This is a genomic window from Pannonibacter phragmitetus (assembly GCF_050510895.1).
GTDB lineage: Bacteria > Pseudomonadota > Alphaproteobacteria > Rhizobiales > Stappiaceae > Pannonibacter > Pannonibacter phragmitetus_B.
Genome location: NZ_JBNINT010000001.1, coordinates 994,396 through 1,015,878, shown reverse-complemented (window position 1 = coordinate 1,015,878; position 21,483 = coordinate 994,396). Strand labels below are relative to the sequence as shown.

Sequence of the window (21,483 nt, the reverse complement as noted above, 5' to 3'; positions counted from 1 at the left end):
CCAGAAAGGCCCCGGCAAGACCAGCCATCCACAGGCGCCCTGCCCTCTTTCAATCCGGAGGGGAAATGCCTATATTCCACCTGCCGGTTCACCGGCTATGGCGATAAATTGACTGTGTAATAAGCCTATCGGACCCGGGGGCGGTACCCGGCGCCTCCACCCAAGCCCACCCGAGCGGTGGGTTTCGGCGGGGGCGAAATAGGATCGACGAGGGTGTAAAGACTGCTCTTTCGCTCGGCATGGTACCACCGATATCGGACCAAATCTGTAGTTGCAAATGACAACTATGCTCAGGACGTCGCTCTCGCCGCGTAATGCGGTGCGGGTTGTCCACCTAAAGCCCTGACGGGTAGCACTGTCAGGCGGGGTTCGGAGGCACCTGGCAACAGAAGCCTCCACTTAATCTCCCTAAGCAATCCATAGATTTCCGCCGTTTTTCAGCACGGCCAAGGCATTGCCCATGCGTCATGCTCTTGCCACGGCGTAGCCGCATGCCCATTATTTCCCGCATGCGCCCTTTCCGGCATCCGGAGCGGAAGCGGGTGTGGAGGACAGGTCAGCGAAAAGCCGGGATTACAGGCCTTTCAACAAGGCAATATGTGACGCTGGGGGCTTTTCTTTTGACCGGCAAAGGGTCAAGGTGCCCAAAATTGATTTGATTCCGGCGGATAATAAAGAATGGCAGAAGACCTGCTCCGTTATGACATCATCGTGCAGGACGCCCTGCGGGCGGCGGTGAAGAAGATCCTTGCCGAAGTTGCCCGGACGGGCCTTCCCGGCGAGCATCATTTCTACATCGCATTCGACACCAACGCCCCCGGCGTGCGGATTTCCTCGCGCCTGAAGGAGCGGTATCCGACCGAGATGACCATCGTTCTCCAGCACCAGTTCTGGGATCTGGCCATCGGCGAACATGCCTTTGAAGTTGGCCTGTCCTTTGGCGGCATCCCTGAGAAGCTGCTGATCCCGTTCAGTGCCATCAAGGGCTTCTTCGATCCGTCTGTCCAGTTTGCGCTGGAGTTCGAGCCGGGCAAAACCGCAGAACCCATTCCGGACGATCTTGTGGAAGCTGTTGGCGAGCTCGCCAATCTGGAAGCCGCCGCTGCCAAGTCCCTCGAGGACAAGAACGTCAAGCCGGCCACCCGCAAGACGGCAGCAAGTGCCAGCAAAGCCGAAAAGGCTGAAAAGGCCGCCAAGGCAGATGCAGCGGACGAGGGTTCCAAGGACGAGAAGCCGGCTGAAGGCGGAGAAGTCGTCTCACTGGATGCCTTCCGCAAGAAGCCGTAAGCTGCTGTCATACCGGGCGCCAGGCCTCAAGGGCCGGGCTGCCCTGTTGGGGTAGGGCACTTTGGCGAGGCTGAGCATGAGCGCCGATATCATCAACCTGCGGCAGGCGCGAAAGGCCCGTGACCGGAAGGCGCGGGAGAGCGAGGCCGAAACCAACCGCCGCCTGCACGGCCGCACCAAGGCGGAACGCAAGCTCAAGGACGCGCTCGACAGCAAGGCGCAGCAGATGCTGGATGCCCATCAGCTGGAGCGCAGGGCATCTGATGATGACGAGGGTCCGGACCAGGACCATCAGGCGTGACTTTCCTCAAGCGCTCGCTCAGCCTAAAGGGCCATCGCACCAGTCTCGCACTTGAACCAGATTTCTGGACAGAACTGGACCGGATCGCCGAAGACCGGTCTCTTTCCTTGCCGCGCTCATCGGCATGATCGACGCCGAACGCGCTCCTGATCAGCCGCTGTCTTCTGCGGCAAGAGTCTTCGTACTGCGGACACTCAAGGCTGTGCCGGAAAACGGGTGACGGATTCCACCCGTCGAATTCACCTCAAATACAGGAACCGTCCTTGCTGGCGAACGGCTCCAACCCTCCGCCATTCCTCCGTCATGGCATGACGAAACGGTTGAGGTCTCTCGAGATGCGCCGCTCTTGCCCAGAGGTATCAGTTGGCAGGTGCCGGATAGGTGACCACGACGCCGCTCGGCATGGTGACCTGCACCGGCTGTGCCGGTCTGGCCTGAGCGCGCGCGGCAGGCTTGCCTGCACCAGCATCAGAGCGTTGCCCCTGCACACGCGGCGCTGAGGGAATTTCCTTCGCCGGTTCCAGCGGCGGCAAAGGTGCTACGCTTCCGGTCGCCTCCGGATCGCTGGCTCCCGCACCATTGCCCCCGGCGTTTCCAATGGCGGACTGAATCTTTTCCTCGAAGGTGAGCAGATCTCCGATCGCATCCCCATTCGCAGACCGCGCCCCTGTTTGGGCACTCTCACTCCTGGATGGCCCTGAAGTCTGAGCACTTCCACGCTGATCGGGTGCAGGAGCTGTGTCAGGTACCGGTGCAGGTTCCGGCTCACGGACTGGCGCATTCCCGGCTGCGGCTTTTTCAGCAGCCGCCTTCTCCGCGGCCGCCTTCTCCGCAGCGGCTTTTTCGGCTGCCTTATGCTGCTCCTCCGCCTCGCGGAAGTACTTCATCTCGCGGGCCAGACGGTCACGGTCGAGAATATCGGCCTGGAGACGCTCCACCCGCTCCACTTCCTTCTCGAAGGCGCGCAGAGTGAGGAAGGCCATCAACGGGCCAGTGTCGATCCGCCGTTCCGGATTACCCAGAGGGCCGGAGAAGATGACCCCTGCCTGCGGTTCGGCTCCTGCGACTGCGTCTTCGCCTGCATCGGCCTTCAGCGAGAGGTCCGCCTGCACCGTCCAATCATTCAGATTGATCTGGCCGGAGCCAAGCAGCGCTGCCGCTGTCCCCTCAGCACTGAGATTGCGCAGGCTAACCCGGCCAGCTGCGATCGACAAAGAGCCCTCGATGGAAGTGAAAGGCAGCGTGCCAGCATCCAGCTGGCTGGCAAACAGGCTGCGGATCTTGTCTTCTTCCAGCTGCAGACCGGAATCGGCGGCGCGGATGATGAGGCCGAAGGCTTCGGGGTTCAGCGCCCGCAGTTCACCGTCCTTAAGAGCCACGGTACCACCGCCGCTGAGCCCCGCGGCCATGGCTGCGATGGACCGGCCACCCGTCTCGAACTGCGCATTCACATCCAGCGTGCCGGTGGCTACGGCCCGGCCAGAGCGCTGCCAGACCAGATTTTCAGCCTGCGCACCGGTCAGTTGCAGCGTTCCGGAGAGACCTGCCTCGCCGGCATTGCGGGTCAGTGCCACCTGTCCGCTCAAGCTGCCGCCACCATAGCGGGCCTCAAGACCTTCCAGGCGCAAGCTGTCCGGCACAAGCCGCAGCTTCGCGGAGACGGTCTCGATGGCCGTAAGGTCATCCAACCACAGTTTCCCCGCCTTCAGGTCAAGCCCCAAATCCATGTGCCCGGCAAAGGGAGCACCAAGCGCCTGCCCCGGCCAGACGCCATTGCCTTCGGCAAGCGCCCATTGATCCGCGCCGAGCATGACTTCTGACAACAGGCGGGCGTCGAGGGCCGACAGGTCCAGTGCGCCGGAGATCCGGTAGAGGCCGTTTTCTTCGCCAGGCGTCAGATCCCCTGTCAGCCGTCCGGCCACGGTGACACCGGCCATAGTCCCCTTGATATCACTCAAGGTGAGCTTTCCGCCCTCCCCGAGGAGATCAAAGCGCATGTCAGCCGTCAAATCCCCTGCCAGTGCAGGCAGAACCTGACCGGTCATCAGGACAGCAGGAGCAAGGTCCTGCGACTTCAGCGTCACCCCGGCGGTGTAGCGCAGCGGCAGGCCATCGCGCGGAAGCTCCACGTCACCTACGGCTTCCAGACGGCTTGATCCCGTCTTCGCATCGAGGCTTAGGGCAAGGCTGTCACCCGGCTGCCCATTCAGCTTCATTGCCATTTCTGCCGCGCCAAGTCCTTCTTCCGACGCAACGTCAAAGCCGAGCTGGCGCAGCAGAAGTGCGCCTTCCGGCCCGGACATGTTCAGCGTCAGGGCAGCATCTCCCTCGCGCCAGGTATCGATCCGCCCAGCAAAGCGGCCATCAATGCCAATCTTGTTGCCGTTGACCTCGCCTGACAGCACCAGCCGCATTTCACTGCCATTCTCACCGGACGGCTTGGCCTCGATACGCCCGTCCAGCTTGGCCGGCACCAAATAGTCGCCGCCGATCTGCAGCCGCCGGGTCAACTCGCTGTCCGGCGCCACATTCTCGATCAGGGCATAAAGCCCCGCGAGTGAACTTGCCTCCAGTGTTGCGTTGAGAGAGCCAGAGGGAACGGTCGCAAGATCGCGGATTGTGCCGATAGCGTCGATACGTGCACCGGCCAAATCGTTGGCGGAAAGCTTCGAGATATTCAGCTGCTCGCCGTCATATCCGGCTTCCACCGTCAGCGCTTTGCCCTTGATGCCCCGGATCGACACCTCGCGGGCGTGGAGCTTCACGTCAATCTCAGCGCCGGCAAGCATACCGCCAAGCGCATCGGTACCCAATGCCGGAGCCAGACCGGATACAAGATCCAGATCCAGTTTCTCCGCCTCAAGGCCGAGCGCGAACACCGGTTTGCCATTGTGCTCATGGGTATAGGCAATAGAGCCGGACGCCTTCGCGCCATCGATATCAAGGCGCGACACGGCAAAGCTCATCCCGCTTCGGCCTGCATCCAGCTTGCCTTCAAGTGCGACCGGCAGGCCGGTAAAAACCAGCCCGTTGTGTCCCTGAAGCCAGCCCATCAGCACGCCCGGCTGCGCAGAATTAAGTACAAGCGTTCCGCTGTAGAATGGCTCGCCTTGCAGGGAGAGGTCCCCTTGGGAAGTTACCTGCGTGCGGCCCGGCAGGCGGCTTGCAAGCCGCAGCACTTTCCAGCCGCCCGTAGCCGTTTCAAGGTCCAGCCTTGTCCCCTGAATGATCTCGCCGCCTGCCACAATGGCAGGAAGATCAAGAGACACCTCGCCCTTCAGTGTGTTGGGGGCAAGAGCTGCAAGAGTGGACAGAAGGCTCTGCCCTGCCGAGCGGATGGTCACTGGCTGCTGCGGGCCCTGCCCCAGCATCCGGTCCAGATCCAGTTGCCGCGCACCTGCCTTGACGAGGAACCGGCGCGAACCGGCCAGATCCAGATTTCCCTCGCCCGTCAGCGTGACATGCCGTTCTTCAGACCCATAGCGAAGCTCAAAAGATGGTGCAGTGATCGCCGCCGGCCCGGCCTTCAGGTCTCCCTGCACCCGCCACTCCTGATCGGCCGGATCATCGGAAGGCACGGAGGCGAGCGTGAAACGGCCCTCAAGCTCCGGCGCACCGGCCTTGTCGCTCAACAGCGCATCAACACTCACCTGAGCAGGTGTCAGTGCTGGGGTCAGGTCTGCCTTGACGCGGATGCCACCGCCGGGCTGGCGTTCGCCGGTGGCAAGACGCAGGGACATGGGCTCGCCATCGCTGGAGAGGCTGCCATCCACCTTGAACGGCCCGTCGAGCGAGCGGGCGCTCACCACCACGTTCACATTCTCAATCTTGCGCGAGCTGCCGTCGCGTGCATCGGACAGCGTCACGCTGCCGTTGTTCACCTCGATCTGGTCGAAGGCAACGTTTTTGGGATCGACCCGCGCAAGGCCAGAGTCACTGCGCTCCATCAGCCAGTCGAGGCGGCCATCCTCGTCGAGCGCTAGATTCACCTGCGGCCGGTCAAGCCGCATTTCCACAACGCGGATCTCGCCTTTCAGCAGAGACGGCAGTTCGACGCGCATCTGGAAACGGGAGACGGAAAGCAGCGGATTTTCCGCATCCCCCACACGCACATCCGTAAAGGTCAGAGCCGGAGCGGGCAAAAGACTCATGTCGGCCTTGCCCAGCACCGTCACCTTGTGGCCCAGCGCCTCGCCTGCATAGCGCTCGAAGGTCGAACGGTACGCTGTCCAGTCAACAAACAGAGGCCCGACCAGCGCCGCCAGCAGCGCCAGGATGATGGCCACACCCGCCGTGATATAGACCGAATTCAGCGTCATTCTCCTGTCGCTCGAGGCAGCCTTCCGTTACACGAGCACGATCTTGCCCGGATTCATGATGTTATCCGGATCAAGGGCAATTTTAAGGGTACGCATCACATCCAGCGCCTCCCCGTGCTCTTTTTCAGATATTTCATCTTGCCCTGCCCCACGCCGTGCTCGCCGGTACAGGTGCCGCCCATCTCGATTGCGCGCCAGTTCATCTGCTCGATGAATGCCTCGCTCTCAGCCATTTCCTTCGGGTTGTTGACATCCACCAGCACCAGCGTGTGGAAGTTGCCATCACCGACATGGCCGACGATGGGAGCCAGCAACCCGCGCCGCTCGATATCAGCCACAGTTTCGGCCACGCATTCGGCAAGGCGGGAGATGGGCACGCACACATCCGTAGAGACGGCCTTGGAGCCTGGGCGCAGCCCCTGCGCTGCGAAATAGGCGTTGTGGCGGGCGGTCCAGAGCTTTGTCCGCTCCTCCGCCTGCGCAGACCAGCGGAATGTGCCGCCGCCGCAATCAGCCGCAATGGCTTCAAACAGCTCCGCCTGCTCCTTCACGCCCGAAGCCGTGCCGTGGAATTCGAGGAACAGCGTCGGCGTCTCTTCAAGGTCCAGCTTGGAATAGGCGTTGCAGGCCCGCACCTGCATCTTGTCCAGAAGCTCAATCCGTGCCACCGGAATGCCAGACTGGATGGTCATGATCACCGCGTTGCAGGCCGATTCCACATCCGGGAAGGGGCAGACACCGCCGGAAATGGCTTCCGGCTGACCGAAGAGCCGCAAGGTGATTTCGGTGATCACGCCCAGCGTGCCTTCCGAGCCAACGAAAAGCCGGGTCAGATCATAGCCCGCGGAAGATTTGCGTGCCCGGCCGCCCGTGTGAATGATGCGGCCATCCGCCGTCACCACGGTCAGGCCCAGCACCACATCCTTCATGGTGCCATAACGCACCGCATTCGTGCCCGAAGCACGGGTTGCCGTCATGCCGCCAATGCTGGCATCGGCGCCCGGATCAATCGGGAAGAACAGGCCTGTGTCACGGATATAAGCGTTGAGCTGCGTCCGCGTCACGCCCGCCTGCACCACGCAGTCAAGGTCTTCGCTGTTCACTTCCAGAATGCTGTTCATGCGGCTGAGATCAATGGAGACGCCGCCGCCGGGTGCGTTGACATGGCCTTCCAGAGAAGAACCGGTGCCAAAGGGGATGACAGGGACCTTGTGCTGGGCGCAGAGGCGGACAGCTTCCGCCACCTCTTCTGTCGTCTGCGCAAACACAACAACGTCGGGTGCCTGATTCGGGAGCCATGTGGTGGTGTGGCCGTGCTGCTCACAAACGGCTGCGGAAGTGAGGCACCGCTCACCGAAACGGGAAGAAAGCGCCGCTTTCACCGCGGCAATGCCGTCCTCATTGCGTTTTACCTGAACCTGCATGGCCGCCAGCGACATGGCGCATCTCCTCATCCTGTCGTGAGAACCTTGTTTTCCGGCCCTCTTGTGCTGGCGCACACTATCAAAGATGCCCCGCTACCCAAAGCTGTCTTGTGGGCAAGTCCCGGATCTGTTGCCGCCCTCCCGGCCCCGGCAGACGGAAAGGGGCCGCACAGCTGATTCTGTACGGCCCTGATCATTCAACACGCTTGCGGCAGTTCAACCATAGTGGTTGGCAATCACCGCCTCTGCGATCTCCGGCGCATCGACCACACCGACCACATCATCCGGGCGGGGAATGCGCCCGTCGCCTGCAACAATCAGTGCATAGCTGCGCTTGCGCGCATTCATCCGGGAGATCACCGAATTGAGGATGTTGTCTTCGGGCGCGACGACGAAGTCGCTCGACAGAAGATTGCGCAGCGTCTGCCCTGCCATCCGGTCCGCCTGATAGGGAAGGTGCCAACGCGCACGACACCGGCAATCCGCCCCTCTTCCGAGACGATGATATGCGCGCCGTTGCGGGCATGAAGCGCCTCCAGCGCATCCTGGACCGGTGTATCCACCGGCAGAATGATGAAATTGCGCGCCATCACCTCATGCACCGGACGCACGAGATACATGTTCGTGTGCCGGTTGGTCGGAATGGCCCGGCCGCGATGGCGCAGTTTGATGGTGTAGATATTGTCCTGAATGAGCGCCCGGCGGATGCCCACCGCGATAGCCACGGCCAGAACCAGCGGCACGATGACGTTATAGTCGCGTGTCATTTCGAAGATCATCACGATCGCCGTCATGGACGCGCCCGTCGCACCGCCAACGAGGGCCCCCATGCCAACGAGGGCAAACTCGACCGCCGTGAAGCCATGGCCGGGGAACATGTAGTTGCAGGCCGTACCGACAAGACCGCCCAGCGTCGCGCCAATAAAGAGCGACGGTGAGAAGACACCACCCGACGCCCCTGCCCCGAGACTGACCGAGGTGGCGATGATCTTGGCGATGAACAGGACCGCCAGGAGAGCCATCGTGTAGGGCGTTGCATTCAGAATGTCCTGAATGGTCGCATAGCCCACACCAGCGGTATGAAGCTGTCCCGTCGTCAGGAACAGCGCATAGGCCAGGACGCCGATGAACAGCATGCCGATAATGTTCTGAACGTAGTCATTGCCCGGCAGCTTCGGGAACAGATCCTCACACCAGGCAAGGGTGCGGATGAAAGCCCAGGACGCACAACCTGCCAGAATGCCAAGGCCCGCGTAGGCCAGAAGCTGGAGCGGGTCCGCAGGTGTCAGCATCTCCTGCCGCGCCAGAGGCACGATGAAAGCCGGATCCAGCCCGAAGGCGATGCGCCCGGCGTAGGTGGCCGTTGCGGTGGCGACGACAACAGGCAGGAAAGTGCGGTTGCTGACTTCAGGCAGCAGCATCTCGACCGCAAAAAGCACACCGCCCAGTGGTGTGTTGAATGTGGCGGCAATGCCTGCGCCCGCACCGGCCGAAAGAAGCGTAATCTTCTGCCAGCGCACAACCCGAAATGCCCGGGCAATCGTGGAACCGAAAGACGCACCGATCTGGATGATCGGTCCCTCGCGGCCAACGGATGCGCCAGTTCCGATCGAAATGGCCGAAGCAAGAGACTTCACCACCGCCACGATGCCACGGACGTTTCCGTCCTTGTGGTAGATCGCAAACATCACCTCGGGCACACCGTGTCCCTTGGCTTCCGGCGCGAATGTCTTGACCAGAAAGACAACAACAAGACCACCAATGACAGGGATCAGGATGACAAACGCACCAAAGGGGCTGGGGTCACCAAACTGATTGGCATCATAAACGCCGGAGAATGTGCCGTAGTAGAACAGATTATGGATGAAGGAGATAAGATAACGGAAGACTACGGCACCAGTTGCGGCAACGATGCCAATGGCGACGGAGATAAGGCACAGAACAGGAACAGAAAAAACCGCTCCTGATTACCTTCACCCTCAGGCAAAGCAGTTGCCTGAGAATTATCAGGAAGATCAAGGGAAGACATGGCAGACCAACTGTTATGGACAGGACTGGATCGCTTGTACCTGCCCTAGCCCAAAAGGGGTACAGACTCAGATTGTCAGATTGAAGAACTTGTCTGAACGGCAGGCCTTTACGTCCTGAACCTCTCCGGAATGAAAATCAAGAAAAAATCCTGATATTTTTTTGAGCAAGAGACTGCCCTTCCCTGATCACCGCACGCATAATCGGATGCAATGGCCGCTCTTCCAGAATGCGGACAAACTGCCCATCGGGGCAAGAAACTGGCACAGGAACACGTCTTGCCACTTCGATTGCATCACGCCTTCAGGTCAGGGCTTGCGACCATTTCAGCTTCGTTGCGGATCAACTTGCGCACATTTCGCGCGCAGAAGAGCCCTTTTGTCTGGTGCCTGGCGCTTGCCATCGGCACCATCGTTTCCTGGGCCGCAATCATTTTCCGCGAAGCCATTGGCCTCGTGCAACTGTTCTGGCTCGGCACTTCGTCCGAAGCCGTTGCCTCTGCCGCGGCCGCACTGCCTTGGTATGTCATTCTGCTGGCTCCAGCCTGCGGTGGCCTCGTGGTCGGACTGATCCTGCAAACCGTACACCCCATGCAGCGGCCTTACAGCGTTGCAGATGCCATCGAAGCTCGGGTGGCAGGCGGGAGGGGTCTGCGTTTCTGGCCCGGCATGTCCTCTGCCATCATCGCCGCTATATCACTTGGGTCCGGCGCAAGCGCGGGCCGCGAGGGCCCCATGGTGCATCTGGGAGCGACCATCGGCACAAGCATCTGCCGCGTCTTCAGCCTGCCGGATTCGTCCCGCCGCATCCTGCTTGCCTGCGGCGTCGCCAGCGCCGTCTCTGCTTCGTTCAATGCACCGATTGCAGGCGTTCTCTTTGCTCATGAGGTCATTCTGGGTCACTACGCCCTTTCGGCGCTTCCGCCCATCGCCATCGCAGCTGTCACAGGCACAGTGTTCTCCCGGCTCTGGTTTGGCGATGTGGCAGCCTTTGTCATTCCCGGCCACCAGATAACCTCCTACTGGGAATTTCCGGCCTTTGCCCTGCTGGGGCTGGTCTGCGCGCTGGTATCCATCCTGTTCCAGTTCGCTCTGACGGGCACTGACTGGGTGGCACGGAACATCTCCATGCCCGTCTGGCTGCGCCCCGTCACGGGAGGCCTTGCCGTGGGCGCCATCGCTCTTGTGTTTCCTCACGTGCTCGGCGTCGGCTATGAGGCAACAGATGCAGCGCTGAAAGATCAACTGCCTCTCTGGCTCATGCTGGCGCTGCTCGTGGCCAAGACGGCAGCAACCGCAATCACCCTTGCCTCGCGCTTTGGCGGCGGAGTTTTCTCCCCTGCCCTCTATCTGGGAGCCATGGCTGGCGGGGCCTTCGGCATCATGGCTGCTGGTGTCTTCCCGCAGATGGCCTCAAGCGAGGGGCTGTATTCCATTCTGGGCATGGGCGCCGTTGCCGCCTCCATGCTGGGCGCACCCGTATCCACCACAATGATCGTGTTCGAGCTGACCGGAGGCTATGCCCTTTCCATGGCTTTGCTGCTCTGCGTCTCCATCGCCACGGGCATCACTCAGGCCGTGCACGGGCGCTCCTTCTTCCAGTGGCAGCTGGAAATGCGCGGTGTGCCACTCAAGGACGGCCTGCACCGGATGCTGGTGCGGGAGGTACGGGTAGACGACTTCATGACGCCGCTGGCAACGGTAGACAGCTCAGACACGGCCCTCCTGACACCGGAGGCGCCCGTGCTTTTCACAGACGAAACGCTGGACAGGGCCTTGAGACGTTTTGATGAGACCGGTCAGATGAGGCTTCCGGTCGTGCGCCGCTCAGCCCCGCTAGTGCCTGTTGCCACGGCCTTCCACGTGCATGCGCTGGCGCATTACAACGCAGTGCTGATTAAAGCGGCGGAAGAAGAACACCGGTAAGGGCTATATTTTTCAGCGAGTTAACTGGAGAACCGAAATCAAGCCGCTAGGCAGGACCAGCACTGTCTCAGCGGCTTGACTCAATGTGTGAGGAACAGCCTCAATCCGCAGGCCCTGCCCCTCTGGCGCCATCCCGGGCGCGGTGAAGCGAAGACCCGGGATGACGAAGGAGGGGCAGCAGGCCCGTGAAAAGACCCCAGAGCAGGGTCAAACCGGCTCCGTTGCCTGCTCCAGCCAAATGCGCGTCTTGCCATCGAGATGCGGGCCAACTTCATGCCGCACACGGGCATGGTAGGCGTTGAGCCAATTGCGCTCGGCCACCGTCAACAGATCCACATCCACCAGCCGGCGGTCGATGGGGGCAAGCGTCAGCGGCTCGAAGCCCAGCATGGGCCGCTCCCCGCCGGGAATGTCCCGCGCCTCCGTCACCAGTTCCAGATTCTCGATGCGGATGCCGTATTCCCCCGCAGGGTAATAGCCCGGCTCGTTGGAAAGGATCATGCCCGGCTTCAGCGGCTGGGTGCCTGTCTTGGCAATGCGCTGCGGCCCTTCATGGACGGAGAGATACGCCCCCACGCCATGGCCGGTGCCATGGTCATAATCAAGCCCGGCCTGCCACAGCGCGATGCGCGCCAGCGTGTCAAGCTGAGCACCTGTCGTGCCTTCCGGGAAGCGGGCCGTGGCGATGGCGATATGCCCCTTCAGCACGAGCGTGAAGTGACGCTTCATCTCCGCCGTCATCTCGCCCACCGCGATGGTGCGGGTGATATCGGTGGTGCCGTCCTCATACTGGCCGCCAGAGTCGATCAGGAACGGGCGGTTCAGCGGGATCGGCAGATTGCTCTCCCGGTTCACACGGTAATGGCAGATCGCCCCGTTCGGCCCGGCACCGGAAATTGTGTCGAAGGAGATGTCCTTCAGCACGCCCGTTGCAGCGCGGAAGGCTTCCAGCTTCTCCGCTGCGCCGATCTCATCCAGCGTGCCCTTGGGTGCCTCTTCATCCAGCCAGCACAGGAAACGGCAAAAGGCGGCCGCATCACGCAGATGCGCCGCCTTGGCCCCGGCAATCTCAGCCGCATTCTTGATGGCCTTGGGCAGCAGCACGGGATCTGCGGCTTCCACCAGCTTGCCGCCGGCGTCTGTGATACGCGCCGCGATGGCCTCTCCGGCAAGATCAGGATCCACCATCACCGTGAGCCCCTCCTTGCCGAGGCTTTCCAGCGCAGGCAGGAACTGATGCGGCTCGGCAATATCGGCATGGGCCGAAAGTTCGCTGCGGACCTCGTTAGAGAGCTTACGCCCGTCGATGAACAGCACCGGCGGTTTCGCTGCGTTGAGCACCGCAAAGGACAGCGGCAGCGGCGTGTGAGATACGTCAGACCCGCGAATGTTGAAGAGCCAGGCAATCGAGATCGGGCTGGGTGATCACTACCGCATCGGCACCGCGCTCCACGACAGAGGCCATCACGCGGCCAATCTTGTCCGCAACGGCCTCACCTGCAAACTTGAGCGGATAGAGCGAAACTGCGCCCAGCGGCGCCTCGGGCCGGTCTTCCCAGACGGCATCAACCGGGTTCGTCTCGACAGCCACCAATTCCGCGCCCGCCTTGGCACACACTTCGCGCAGGCGGCGGGTGGCATTAAGCGTGTGCAGCATCGGGTCAAAGCCCAGCTTCATGCCCTTGGAAAGATTCGCCTCGATCCACTTCAGCGGCGGTTCGTTGATCAGATGCAGCGGCGTGAAGAGCGTACAATCCACCTGCTCTCGCACCTGCAGCGTATAGCGGCCATCCACGAAGATCGCCGCTTTGCCGCCCAGCACAGCGGCCACGCCTGCCGAGCCGCCAAAGCCGGTCAGCCATTGCAGGCGGCAATCGCAGGGCGGAACATACTCGCCCTGATGCGCATCGGCGCGGGGGATGAGGAAACCGTCAAGGCCACGGCGGGCAAGCTCTGCCTGAAGGGCCTGAAGCCGGGGACGGCCAACGGAAGGATCGGTGGGGGTGTCAAAAGTCTGGAACATGGTGCGGAGCCTAAACCCGCAGGCGCGGCCAGACAATCTCAAAGGCGGCACCCGTCCACATGCAGCAAGGTTAAAAAGCCGTTTCCCTTCGCACTGCGGTATAGTCTTTTCGCACATGCAATAAATGCAAGGCAGTCATGCGGTTCCATGTCTTTTCGGAATGGCCGGATAAGGACATATTCAACCCGTGACGAGGGAGGAACCTAGCCACACTGAATTGATGGAGAAATCCAAATGGCACTTTCGACTGTTACCTCCACGATGATCGCCGCTGATCGCCGTTCGTCCCGCAGCATCATCCGCCGCGCTTTCGACCACATGGTCGCTGCGCGTGAAAAGCAGGCCCTGCGTTATGTCAACGGCTACCTGCTCTCGCTGGACGATGCCACGCTGGCAGCATACGGCTATGATCGCGAAGAACTGCGCCGCCAGGGCTCGCTGACCAGCGCGATCTGAGACGGAAACCATATCGCAGCCGCGGCGGAGTGATCCGCCGCCCGGACTGCGGAATGACAAGGCTCCTCCGGGGGCCTTTTTCCGTTTTGGGGCAATGGCTTGTGGTGCTTGGCGGAATCAGGCAGGCAGCAGATTGAGTCAGACTGTTGGCGAATGGCACTGAAGGCACGGAATTGCCCTTCCCGACATCCTCCGCCGTCGTCTTCCCTGACGAGAGCGAAGCCGAGATCCGTGACCGGTGAGCCAAGGTCTCCCGGCTATCGCTTTTAAGGGCAAACCAATTTGCACCCCGGCTCACCGGTCCCGGCTCGCGCTGCGTTTGGCCGGGATGACGACCGAGAGTATCTTCTGTTTTACAAACAGTTAGGCGGGCACATTGGCCCGCCTTATGCTCGTCTGATCTACGCTCAACCGCGCCCGCGCGTAAGCGTCAGGGTGATCCAGCCATTCTTCTCAAAGCGCCGCACCAGACGGAACCCCTGCGTGCCATAGGCAAAGAGGATGCGCGGGCCGTCCTCGATCTCGCAGACCCGAGAGAACCAGCGTTGCATCGCCAGTCATGCGGGCGGAAATGCTTTTCGCCATCTGCATCAGCGGGCGGGCCAGAATGTTGGCGATCACCAGATCAAAAGGTCCGTATTCGGCAAAGCGGCGGTCCTCCACGCCTGCGGCGGTGAATGTGCGCACAAAATTGCCCACGCCGTTCAGCACGGCGTTTTCTGCAGCCGTCTGCGTCGCCACCGGATCGATGTCACTGGCGATCACCTGCTGATGGGACAGCTTTGCCGCAGCGATCGCCAGAACGCCGGTGCCGGTGCCGATATCCAGTATCCTATCGAAGCGCCAATGGGTCAGAAGACGGCTGATCTCGCGCAGGCAGCCCTCTGTGGTGGCGTGGTGCCCGGTACCAAAGGCAAGGGCAGCCTCGATCTCGATGCCAATACTGCCCGCAGGCACGGTGCCCCGGTCATGGCTGCCGTGGATCAGGAAACGTCCCGCAGGGACGGGAGCAAGCCCCTCAAGGCTCTTCTCCACCCAGTTCAGGTCTTCAAGGACCTCGGCTTCCACCGGCGCGGCAAAAGCGTCAGCCCCCACCCGGTCCTTCAGCTCATCGGCGGCCTCGTCCGGCTCCATGCCGAACATGAGAATCTCGACCGCCCAGACCGAGCCATCCGGCACGAACTCATAGACCGTGACCGGATTGCCATCGTCCTCATAGGCCTGTTCCACGATCCCGTAGATACGTTTGGCTTCCAGTTCGGCGGCACAGATCCGCACTCTCACAGTCTGCATGAAATCCTCGGCAGCTTGGCAATGACGTGGCCGATATAGACCCAGCGGCCTCAAACAGCCAGCCTATTCGGGCGGCAGCTGCCTGAAGATCGCAGGAAACCAGCGGGCGGCCTTCGTTCAATGCCGCTCGACGAAGCTGTCGATCACCCGCTTCTCGCCAGCCTTCTCAAAGTCGATGGTCAGCTTGTTGCCCTCAATAACCCGGATCGCGCCGTAGCCGAACTTGATGTGGAACACCCGCTCGCCAATCTCGAATTCCGAAGGCTTGTCCGCCACGGAACGGGCAACCAGCTCGCCCTCAATGGTCAGCGGACCTTGCGCCCGGCTGCGGGAAGAGCGCATGTCGCCGCGCCGCCCGTAATCCTCGCCGCCAGCCCGCGCCTTCTGCGCCCGCTGCCAGCCCGGCGTGGAATAGGTGTTCTGGAAGGCATCGCGGCTGTCAAAGCGTGACACGCCATAGCCACCGCCACTGTAGCCGCCATAGCGGCTGGAGCTTTCGACAACCTCCACATGATCCTCCGGCAGCTCATCAAGAAACCGCGAGGGAATGCTCGACTGCCAGGTGCCATGGATGCGCCGGTTGGAAGCAAACCAGATCTTGGCCCGCTGCCTTGCGCGCGTGATGCCCACATAGGCAAGGCGCCGTTCTTCCTCAAGCCCGGCCCGGCCACCATCGTCCAGCGCCCGCTGATGAGGGAAGAGACCTTCTTCCCAACCCGGCAGAAACACCGTGTCAAACTCCAGCCCCTTGGCCGAATGCAGCGTCATGATCGACACGGCATCGGCAGCGTCAGCCGAATCCCGGTCCATGACAAGGGCGATATGCTCGAGGAACCCCGGCAAGGACTCGAACTCCTCCATGGAGCGGATGAGTTCCTTGAGGTTGTCGAGCCGGCCCGGCGCCTCGGCAGACTTGTCCTGCCGCCACATGGCCGTATAACCGCTCTCATCCAGAATAACTTCCGCCAGCTCCGAATGCTTGACGCGGGTCAGTTGCGCCCGCCAGCGGTCAAGGTCGGCCAGCAGATCCGTGAGCGCCTTGCGCGCCTTGGGCTTGATCTCTTCCGTGCGGCACAGCTGCGTTGCCGCTTCGATCAGCGGAATGCGCTGCGACCGGGCAAGCTCATGCACGATTTTCAGTGTCGCCTCGCCAAGGCCACGCTTGGGTGTGTTGACGATGCGCTCGAACGCCAGATCATCGGCTGGCTGCACCACGCAGCGGAAATAGGCCATGGCATCGCGGATTTCGAGCCGCTCATAGAAGCGCGGGCCGCCAATGACGCGGTAATTCAGCCCCAGCGTGATGAACCGGTCTTCAAACTCGCGCATCTGGAAGGACGCACGCACCAGAATGGCGATCTGGTTGAGCGAATGCCCCTTGCGCTGCAGCGCTTCGATTTCATCACCGATGGAGCGCGCCTCTTCCTCCGAATCCCACGCAGAGGCGACCGTGACGGCCTCAGCCTCCGGATCTCTGTCATCCGTGAAGAGCGTCTTTCCAAGCCGCCCCTCATTGTGGGCGATCAGATGCGAGGCCGCACCCAGGATGTGCGCAGTGGAGCGGTAGTTCCGCTCCAGCCGGATGACGAGCGCACCGGGAAAATCGTGTTCAAAGCGGAGGATATTGTCCACCTCCGCTCCGCGCCAGCCGTAGATCGACTGGTCGTCGTCACCCACGCAGCAGATGTTGGCATTGCCCTGCGCCAGCAGCCGCAGCCACAGATACTGGGCAATGTTGGTGTCCTGATACTCATCCACCAGCATGTAGCGGAAGCGGCGTTGATAGTCCTTCAGCACATCCGGCTGGGTCTTGAACAGGGTGATACAGTGGAGCAGCAGGTCACCGAAATCCGCAGCATTGAGCACGGACAGCCTGTCCTGATATTCTTCGTAAAGCTTGCGCCCCTTGCCATTGCCGAAGGAGCGCGCCTCGCCCTCCGGAATGTCCTTCGGAGTCAGGCCACGGTTCTTCCAGCTGTCCACCTGCGCGGCGAACATGCGGGCCGTCCAGCGCTTCTCATCCAGCCCCTCGGCCTGGATCACCTGTTTCATCAGGCGCAGCTGATCGTCGGTATCGAGAATGGTGAAGCTGCTTTTGAGGCCCACCAGCTCCGCATGGCGGCGCAGGATCTTCACGCAGATGGAGTGGAACGTGCCCAGCCAGGCCATGCCCTCCACGCCCTCGCCCACATAGCGGGCGATGCGCTCCTTCATCTCGCGCGCCGCCTTGTTGGTGAAGGTCACCGCAAGGATCTGCGAGGGATAGGCCCTGCCGCTCGCCAGAATATGCGCAATGCGGGTGGTCAGAACCCGGGTTTTGCCCGTGCCGGCACCTGCCAGCACCAGAACGGGGCCATCGGCACTTTCCACCGCCAGCCGCTGTTCAGGGTTGAGACCTTCGAAATACTCCGGCGCCCCGCCCTGCTGGCCGGTCCCCTGCCGCGCGGCCAAAGCCCGCGCCGCAATGCCGCCGCCCTGCGGCTTGTGGGCCGCAACAGGCGCAGCCCCCGGCCCACCCCCGGCATCATACTCAGCGTCAATATCGCTCCAGTCGTCGGAAAAACCGGGGGGCACAGTCATTCATCCAGCCAGGGTTCGGGTGCTTGTCATGGAGAACAATATAGCAACAATCGCGGCAAGAGCGAGGCTTTGAGGGGAATATAATGGGGGAAAGGGCGGGAGGGAGCTGCAGCGCCGGATCATACGGCCAGAATTTTAATTGTGTTTTTCAATAACATCTCCTCATGATTGCCGAGGAATGCAGGATGGAGAAGACATGCCATTCCATGTCTACATCACAGCCAGCCGGATGAATGGCACCTTGTACACTGGGGTAACGAATGATCTTGCCCGGCGCATTCACGAGCACCGGACTGGCATCGGCTCAGCGTTCTGTAAAAGACACCGCGCAATTCTGCTGGTCTATTACGAAACATTTGAAGATCCTCAGGCAGCTATCAGCGCAGAGAAAAGGATAAAACGCTGGCAGCGCAGTTGGAAAATCCAGCTGATAGAGCGCTTCAATCCAGACTGGAGGGATCTTTATCTGACGCTCAACGAGTGACAGCACTGGAGTATTCGCCACGTGTTTCACTTCAATAAGAAGCACAGCCCACCACACACACCGCGTCGCCCCGGGCGGAGCGGAGCGCAGACCCGGGGTCCACTCACTACCTGAGCGGTGAGGTTGCGGCAGAATGGACAGGCTTGCACAAAATCCCGCTGCTGCAGCACTCAGAAATACGGCCTCTCTCTGCAAGCGAGTGGGCCCCGGCTCGCGCTACGCTTGGCCGGGGCGACTCAGTGTCGGCTACGCAGCACCGTGCCGGGCGGCAGGGCGGATCAGCCTCAAAGTGAAGCACGGCCTCACCACACACTCCGCGTCGCCCCGGGCGGAGCGGAGCGCAGACCCGGGTCCACTCACTCCCAGAGCGGTGATGCTGCGGCAGAGTGGACAGGCTTGCCAAAATCCAGCTGCTGCAGCACTCAGAAATACGGCCTCTCTCTGCAAGCGAGTGGGCCCCGGCTCGCGCTACGCTTGGCCGGGGCGACTCTGTGCCGGCTACGCAGCACCGTGCCGGGCGGCAGGGCGGATCAGCCTCAAAGTGAAGCACGGCCTCACCACACACTCCGCGTCGCCCCGGGCGGAGCGGAGCGCAGACCCGGGGTCCACTCGCTTCCAGAGCGGAAAGTCCGAAACAAGGCGGGTAGACCTGCAAGCAATCCTGCTGTCGCGCCGCTGAGGACAACACGCCCCCTCTAGTGGGCCCTGGCTCGCGCTGCGCTTGGCCGGGGCGACTTGGTGACCAACCCCTCACCCGCCAACCAGATCGAACCAGCCGTCTTCCGTGATCACCTCAATGCCCAGGTCCTGTGCGGTCTTGAGTTTGGAGCCTGCGCCCGGGCCAGCCACCACAAGGTCGGTCTTCTTGGACACCGAGCCTGCCACCTTGGCGCCCAGCCGTTCGGCCATGACTTTTGCCTCGTCGCGGGTCATGCGCTCCAAGGAGCCGGTGAAGACGACTGTCTTGCCCGCGACCGGAGAGCCTTCAGCGGCGATCTTCTCCGCATCCTGCGGCGTCACTTCAGCCAGGAGCGCAGTCAGGGCCTCGCGGTTGTGGTCTTCACCAAAGAACTGCACCACCGCCTCAGCCACGGTCTCGCCGATGCCGTCGATGGCGTTAAGCTCCGCCCAGGCGTCGCTGCTGCGGTCCTGCGCGGCTTCCATGGCAGCGGAAAAGGCGGCGAAGGAGCCATAGGCGCGTGCGAGAAGCTTGGCATTGCCCTCCCCCACATGACGGATGCCGAGCGCAAAGATGAAGCGGTGAAGATCGATGCGGCGGCGGGCGTTGATCGCCTCGAACAGATTCTTCGCTGAAACGGCGCCCCATCCTTCGCGGTTGCGCAGCTTGGTCAGCGCCAGCTTGTCACGCGCCTCCAGCGTGAAGATCTCCGCCGGGCTGCGCACCAGCCCTTCAGCAAAAAAGGCATCGACCTGCTTGTCGCCAAGCCCCTCGATGTCAAAGGCATTGCGGGAGACGAAATGCTTCAGTTTCTCGGAAGCCTGCGCCGGGCAAATGAGGCCGCCGGTGCAGCGGCGCACGGCATCCGGGCGGCCCGTCTTGCTGTTGATCTCCCGCACCGCATGGCTGCCGCAGGCGGGGCATACGTCCGGGAAAGCAAAGGGCGCGGTATCCGCCGGGCGGCGCTCCAAATCCACCGCAATCACCTGCGGAATCACGTCGCCCGCGCGCTGGATCTGCACTGTGTCGCCGATGCGCAGATCCACGCCGCCACGGATAGGCTCGCCGTCCGTGCCGATGCCCTTGATGTAATCCTCGTTGTGCAGCGTCGCGTTGGAGACGACCACACCGCCCACCGTTACCGGCTCAAGCTTGGCGACCGGCGTCAGCGCGCCGGTGCGGCCAACCTGAATCTCGATATCGCGCAGGATGGTGTAGGCTTTCTCCGCCGGGAATTTATGCGCAATCGCCCAGCGGGGCGAGCGGGAGACGAAGCCGAGCCGCTGCTGCAAGTCCAGCCGGTCCACCTTGTAAACGACACCGTCAATGTCATAGCCAAGGCTGGCACGGTCTTCCTCGATGCCGTGATAGACGGCGAGAAGCTCCTCTACGCTGGAGCAGCGGACCATGCGCGGGTTCGTAGCAAAGCCCCAGTCGCCAAAGCGGCGGACCATGTCGAACTGAGTGTCACAGGGGACATCGCTCATCTGCCCCCAGGCATAGGCGAAGAAGCGCAAGGGGCGTGAGGCGGTGATGTCCGGGTTGAGCTGGCGCAGCGAGCCTGCCGCCGCATTGCGCGGATTGGCGAAGACCTTGCCGCCATTGCCTGCCATGCGGGCATTAAGAGCCGCAAAATCTGCGTGGGACATGTAGACCTCACCGCGCACTTCCACCACCTCCGGCACACCGGCGGGCAGTTGGTGCGGGATATCTGCAATGGTGCGGGCATTGGCCGTCACGTTCTCCCCCACCGCACCGTCACCACGTGTGGCGGCGCTGACCAGAACGCCTTTCTCGTAGCGCAGCGACAGGGAGAGACCGTCAATCTTCGGCTCGGCTGTGACGGCAAGCTCCCCCATCAGCGGATCGAACTTCAGGAAGCGGCGGACGCGGCCCACGAAGTCGCGCACATCCTCGTCGGCAAAGGCATTGTCGAGGGAGAGCATCGGCACCGCATGGGTAACCTTGCCAAAACCATCAGCCGGCGCAGCGCCAACACGCTCCGAGGGGCTGTCGGCCCGCATCAGCTCCGGGAAGCGCGCCTCGATGGCGGCATTGCGCTGACGCAGGGCGTCATAGTCCGCATCGGAAATGACCGGCGCATCCTCGCCGTGATAGCGCGCATCGTGGAAGGCAATCTCGCTGGCGAGCCGCTGCAACTCGGCAGCCGCCTGCTCAAGCGTCAGAGCCTCGACGGCGATGTTGGCGTTGGAGCTGTCAGTCCCGGTCATGGTTGTCATCCGCAAGCGCAGCGGCCCGGCATCTGCCGCAGGACCGCAAAAAATCAGAGCAGGGACGGAACCGGAAGCAGGGCTGCCGAGTTCTTCTCCCGAACAGACCAGCCAAGCCCCACGGGGACATGATTGGTCTCAAGGCCGGATGCGTCAGCATCGCAGCGCCTTGGTATTAAAGCCAGAAGAAGGAGAGGCCAAGATGCCCGCAGGAAACAATTCAGCAAAGCTTCGTCCCAGTAGCAATGCGGGATGGTTTGTGGCTGGTGCCCTCGCCGTGGCACTCGTTGGTGTCGCTTTCTATGCGGCGGAAGGCGGCTTCACGAAGCAGGACAAGGCTGTGATCGAGCTGAACATCCCCGATGTGGGTGAGAGCAAGATCGAGCTGCCAAAGCCTCAGGAAGGCCCGATGACAACGCCGACCACGCGGGAGTAATCCCCGCACAAGGCACA

The 21,483-nt window shown here is 62.0% G+C and carries 14 protein-coding genes, 1 other RNA gene and 2 pseudogenes; 9 read left to right on the top strand and 8 right to left on the bottom strand.

The genetic code is table 11. The features are described 5' to 3' along the window. The first annotated feature begins 43 nt into the window (after positions 1-43). The 4 genes from ssrA to ACQB61_RS04710 all read left to right on the top strand — a co-directional run bounded on the left by ssrA (position 44) and on the right by ACQB61_RS04710 (position 1,716). Positions 44-400, top strand: a transfer-messenger RNA (tmRNA) gene (ssrA, locus tag ACQB61_RS04725). Positions 401-678: 278 nt separating this feature from the next. Further along, on the top strand, positions 679-1,287 hold the full coding sequence (locus ACQB61_RS04720; protein ID WP_430511696.1) for an SspB family protein: 609 nt from the start codon (positions 679-681) through the stop codon (positions 1,285-1,287). A 76-nt stretch (positions 1,288-1,363) separates the two neighbouring features. Then, entirely contained in the window at positions 1,364-1,588 is a 225-nt protein-coding gene (locus tag ACQB61_RS04715) for a DUF4169 family protein (protein WP_430511695.1), read from the top strand. Then, the gene (locus ACQB61_RS04710) at positions 1,585-1,716 is read left to right on the top strand and encodes a ribbon-helix-helix domain-containing protein (RefSeq protein WP_430511694.1); all 132 of its coding nucleotides are present in this window, start codon (positions 1,585-1,587) and stop codon (positions 1,714-1,716) included. Before ACQB61_RS04715 ends, ACQB61_RS04710 begins: the two co-directional genes overlap by 4 nt. 231 nt (positions 1,717-1,947) lie before the next feature. Here ACQB61_RS04710 and ACQB61_RS04705 read toward each other — a convergent pair whose 3' ends face one another. From ACQB61_RS04705 to ACQB61_RS04690, 4 genes and pseudogenes are all read right to left on the bottom strand, one after another. Continuing rightward, entirely contained in the window at positions 1,948-5,907 is a 3,960-nt protein-coding gene (locus tag ACQB61_RS04705; protein ID WP_430511693.1) for an AsmA family protein, read from the bottom strand. 27 nt (positions 5,908-5,934) lie between these two features. After that, a pseudogene (locus tag ACQB61_RS04700) lies at positions 5,935-7,331 on the bottom strand (FAD-binding oxidoreductase). Positions 7,332-7,547: 216 nt separating this feature from the next. After that, positions 7,548-7,766 (bottom strand): hypothetical protein, encoded by a 219-nt coding sequence (locus tag ACQB61_RS04695; protein WP_430511692.1) that lies wholly within the window; start codon positions 7,764-7,766, stop codon positions 7,548-7,550. Next, positions 7,688-9,031: a chloride channel protein gene (locus tag ACQB61_RS04690; RefSeq protein WP_430511691.1), complete on the bottom strand. Its 1,344-nt coding sequence runs from the start codon at positions 9,029-9,031 to the stop codon at positions 7,688-7,690. The genes ACQB61_RS04695 and ACQB61_RS04690 overlap by 79 nt, the downstream gene beginning before the upstream one ends. Positions 9,032-9,034: 3 nt before the next feature. Between ACQB61_RS04690 and ACQB61_RS04685 the strand changes: the two genes are divergently transcribed. Both ACQB61_RS04685 and ACQB61_RS04680 read left to right on the top strand, forming a co-directional pair. Further along, entirely contained in the window at positions 9,035-9,298 is a 264-nt protein-coding gene (locus tag ACQB61_RS04685; protein WP_430511690.1) for a hypothetical protein, read from the top strand. A gap of 402 nt (positions 9,299-9,700) precedes the next feature. Next, a complete protein-coding gene (locus ACQB61_RS04680) occupies positions 9,701-11,284 on the top strand; it encodes a chloride channel protein (RefSeq protein ID WP_430514296.1) in 1,584 nt (527 codons plus the stop codon). 207 nt (positions 11,285-11,491) lie between these two features. Here ACQB61_RS04680 and ACQB61_RS04675 read toward each other — a convergent pair. After that, positions 11,492-13,307 (bottom strand): annotated as a pseudogene (locus ACQB61_RS04675) (aminopeptidase P family protein). Positions 13,308-13,541: 234 nt separating this feature from the next. On the opposite strand from ACQB61_RS04675, the gene ACQB61_RS04670 reads away from it, so the two are divergent. Then, on the top strand, positions 13,542-13,763 hold the full coding sequence (locus ACQB61_RS04670) for a hypothetical protein (RefSeq protein WP_040678584.1): 222 nt from the start codon (positions 13,542-13,544) through the stop codon (positions 13,761-13,763). A gap of 453 nt (positions 13,764-14,216) precedes the next feature. Here the strand turns inward: ACQB61_RS04670 and ACQB61_RS04665 are convergent, their stop codons facing one another. Further along, complete coding sequence (locus ACQB61_RS04665; RefSeq protein ID WP_430511689.1) at positions 14,217-15,056, bottom strand: 50S ribosomal protein L11 methyltransferase; 840 nt, start codon at positions 15,054-15,056, stop codon at positions 14,217-14,219. A 117-nt stretch (positions 15,057-15,173) separates the two neighbouring features. Next, positions 15,174-17,636, bottom strand: a complete 2,463-nt coding sequence (locus ACQB61_RS04660) for an ATP-dependent helicase (protein ID WP_430511688.1) — start codon at positions 17,634-17,636, stop codon at positions 15,174-15,176. A gap of 196 nt (positions 17,637-17,832) precedes the next feature. Here ACQB61_RS04660 and ACQB61_RS04655 point away from each other — a divergent pair, with 196 nt between their 5' ends. Continuing rightward, positions 17,833-18,120 carry a GIY-YIG nuclease family protein gene (locus ACQB61_RS04655; RefSeq protein ID WP_430511687.1) on the top strand — a complete coding sequence of 96 codons (288 nt, stop codon included), beginning with the start codon at positions 17,833-17,835 and terminating at the stop codon, positions 18,118-18,120. Positions 18,121-18,870: 750 nt separating this feature from the next. Here the strand turns inward: ACQB61_RS04655 and ligA are convergent. Next, positions 18,871-21,030 carry an NAD-dependent DNA ligase LigA gene (gene ligA, locus ACQB61_RS04650; RefSeq protein ID WP_430511686.1) on the bottom strand — a complete coding sequence of 720 codons (2,160 nt, stop codon included), beginning with the start codon at positions 21,028-21,030 and terminating at the stop codon, positions 18,871-18,873. A gap of 259 nt (positions 21,031-21,289) precedes the next feature. Between ligA and ACQB61_RS04645 the strand changes: the two genes are divergently transcribed. Beyond that, positions 21,290-21,466, top strand: coding sequence for a hypothetical protein (locus ACQB61_RS04645; RefSeq protein WP_430511685.1), 177 nt, complete (start codon positions 21,290-21,292; stop codon positions 21,464-21,466). Positions 21,467-21,483: the final 17 nt, after the last annotated feature.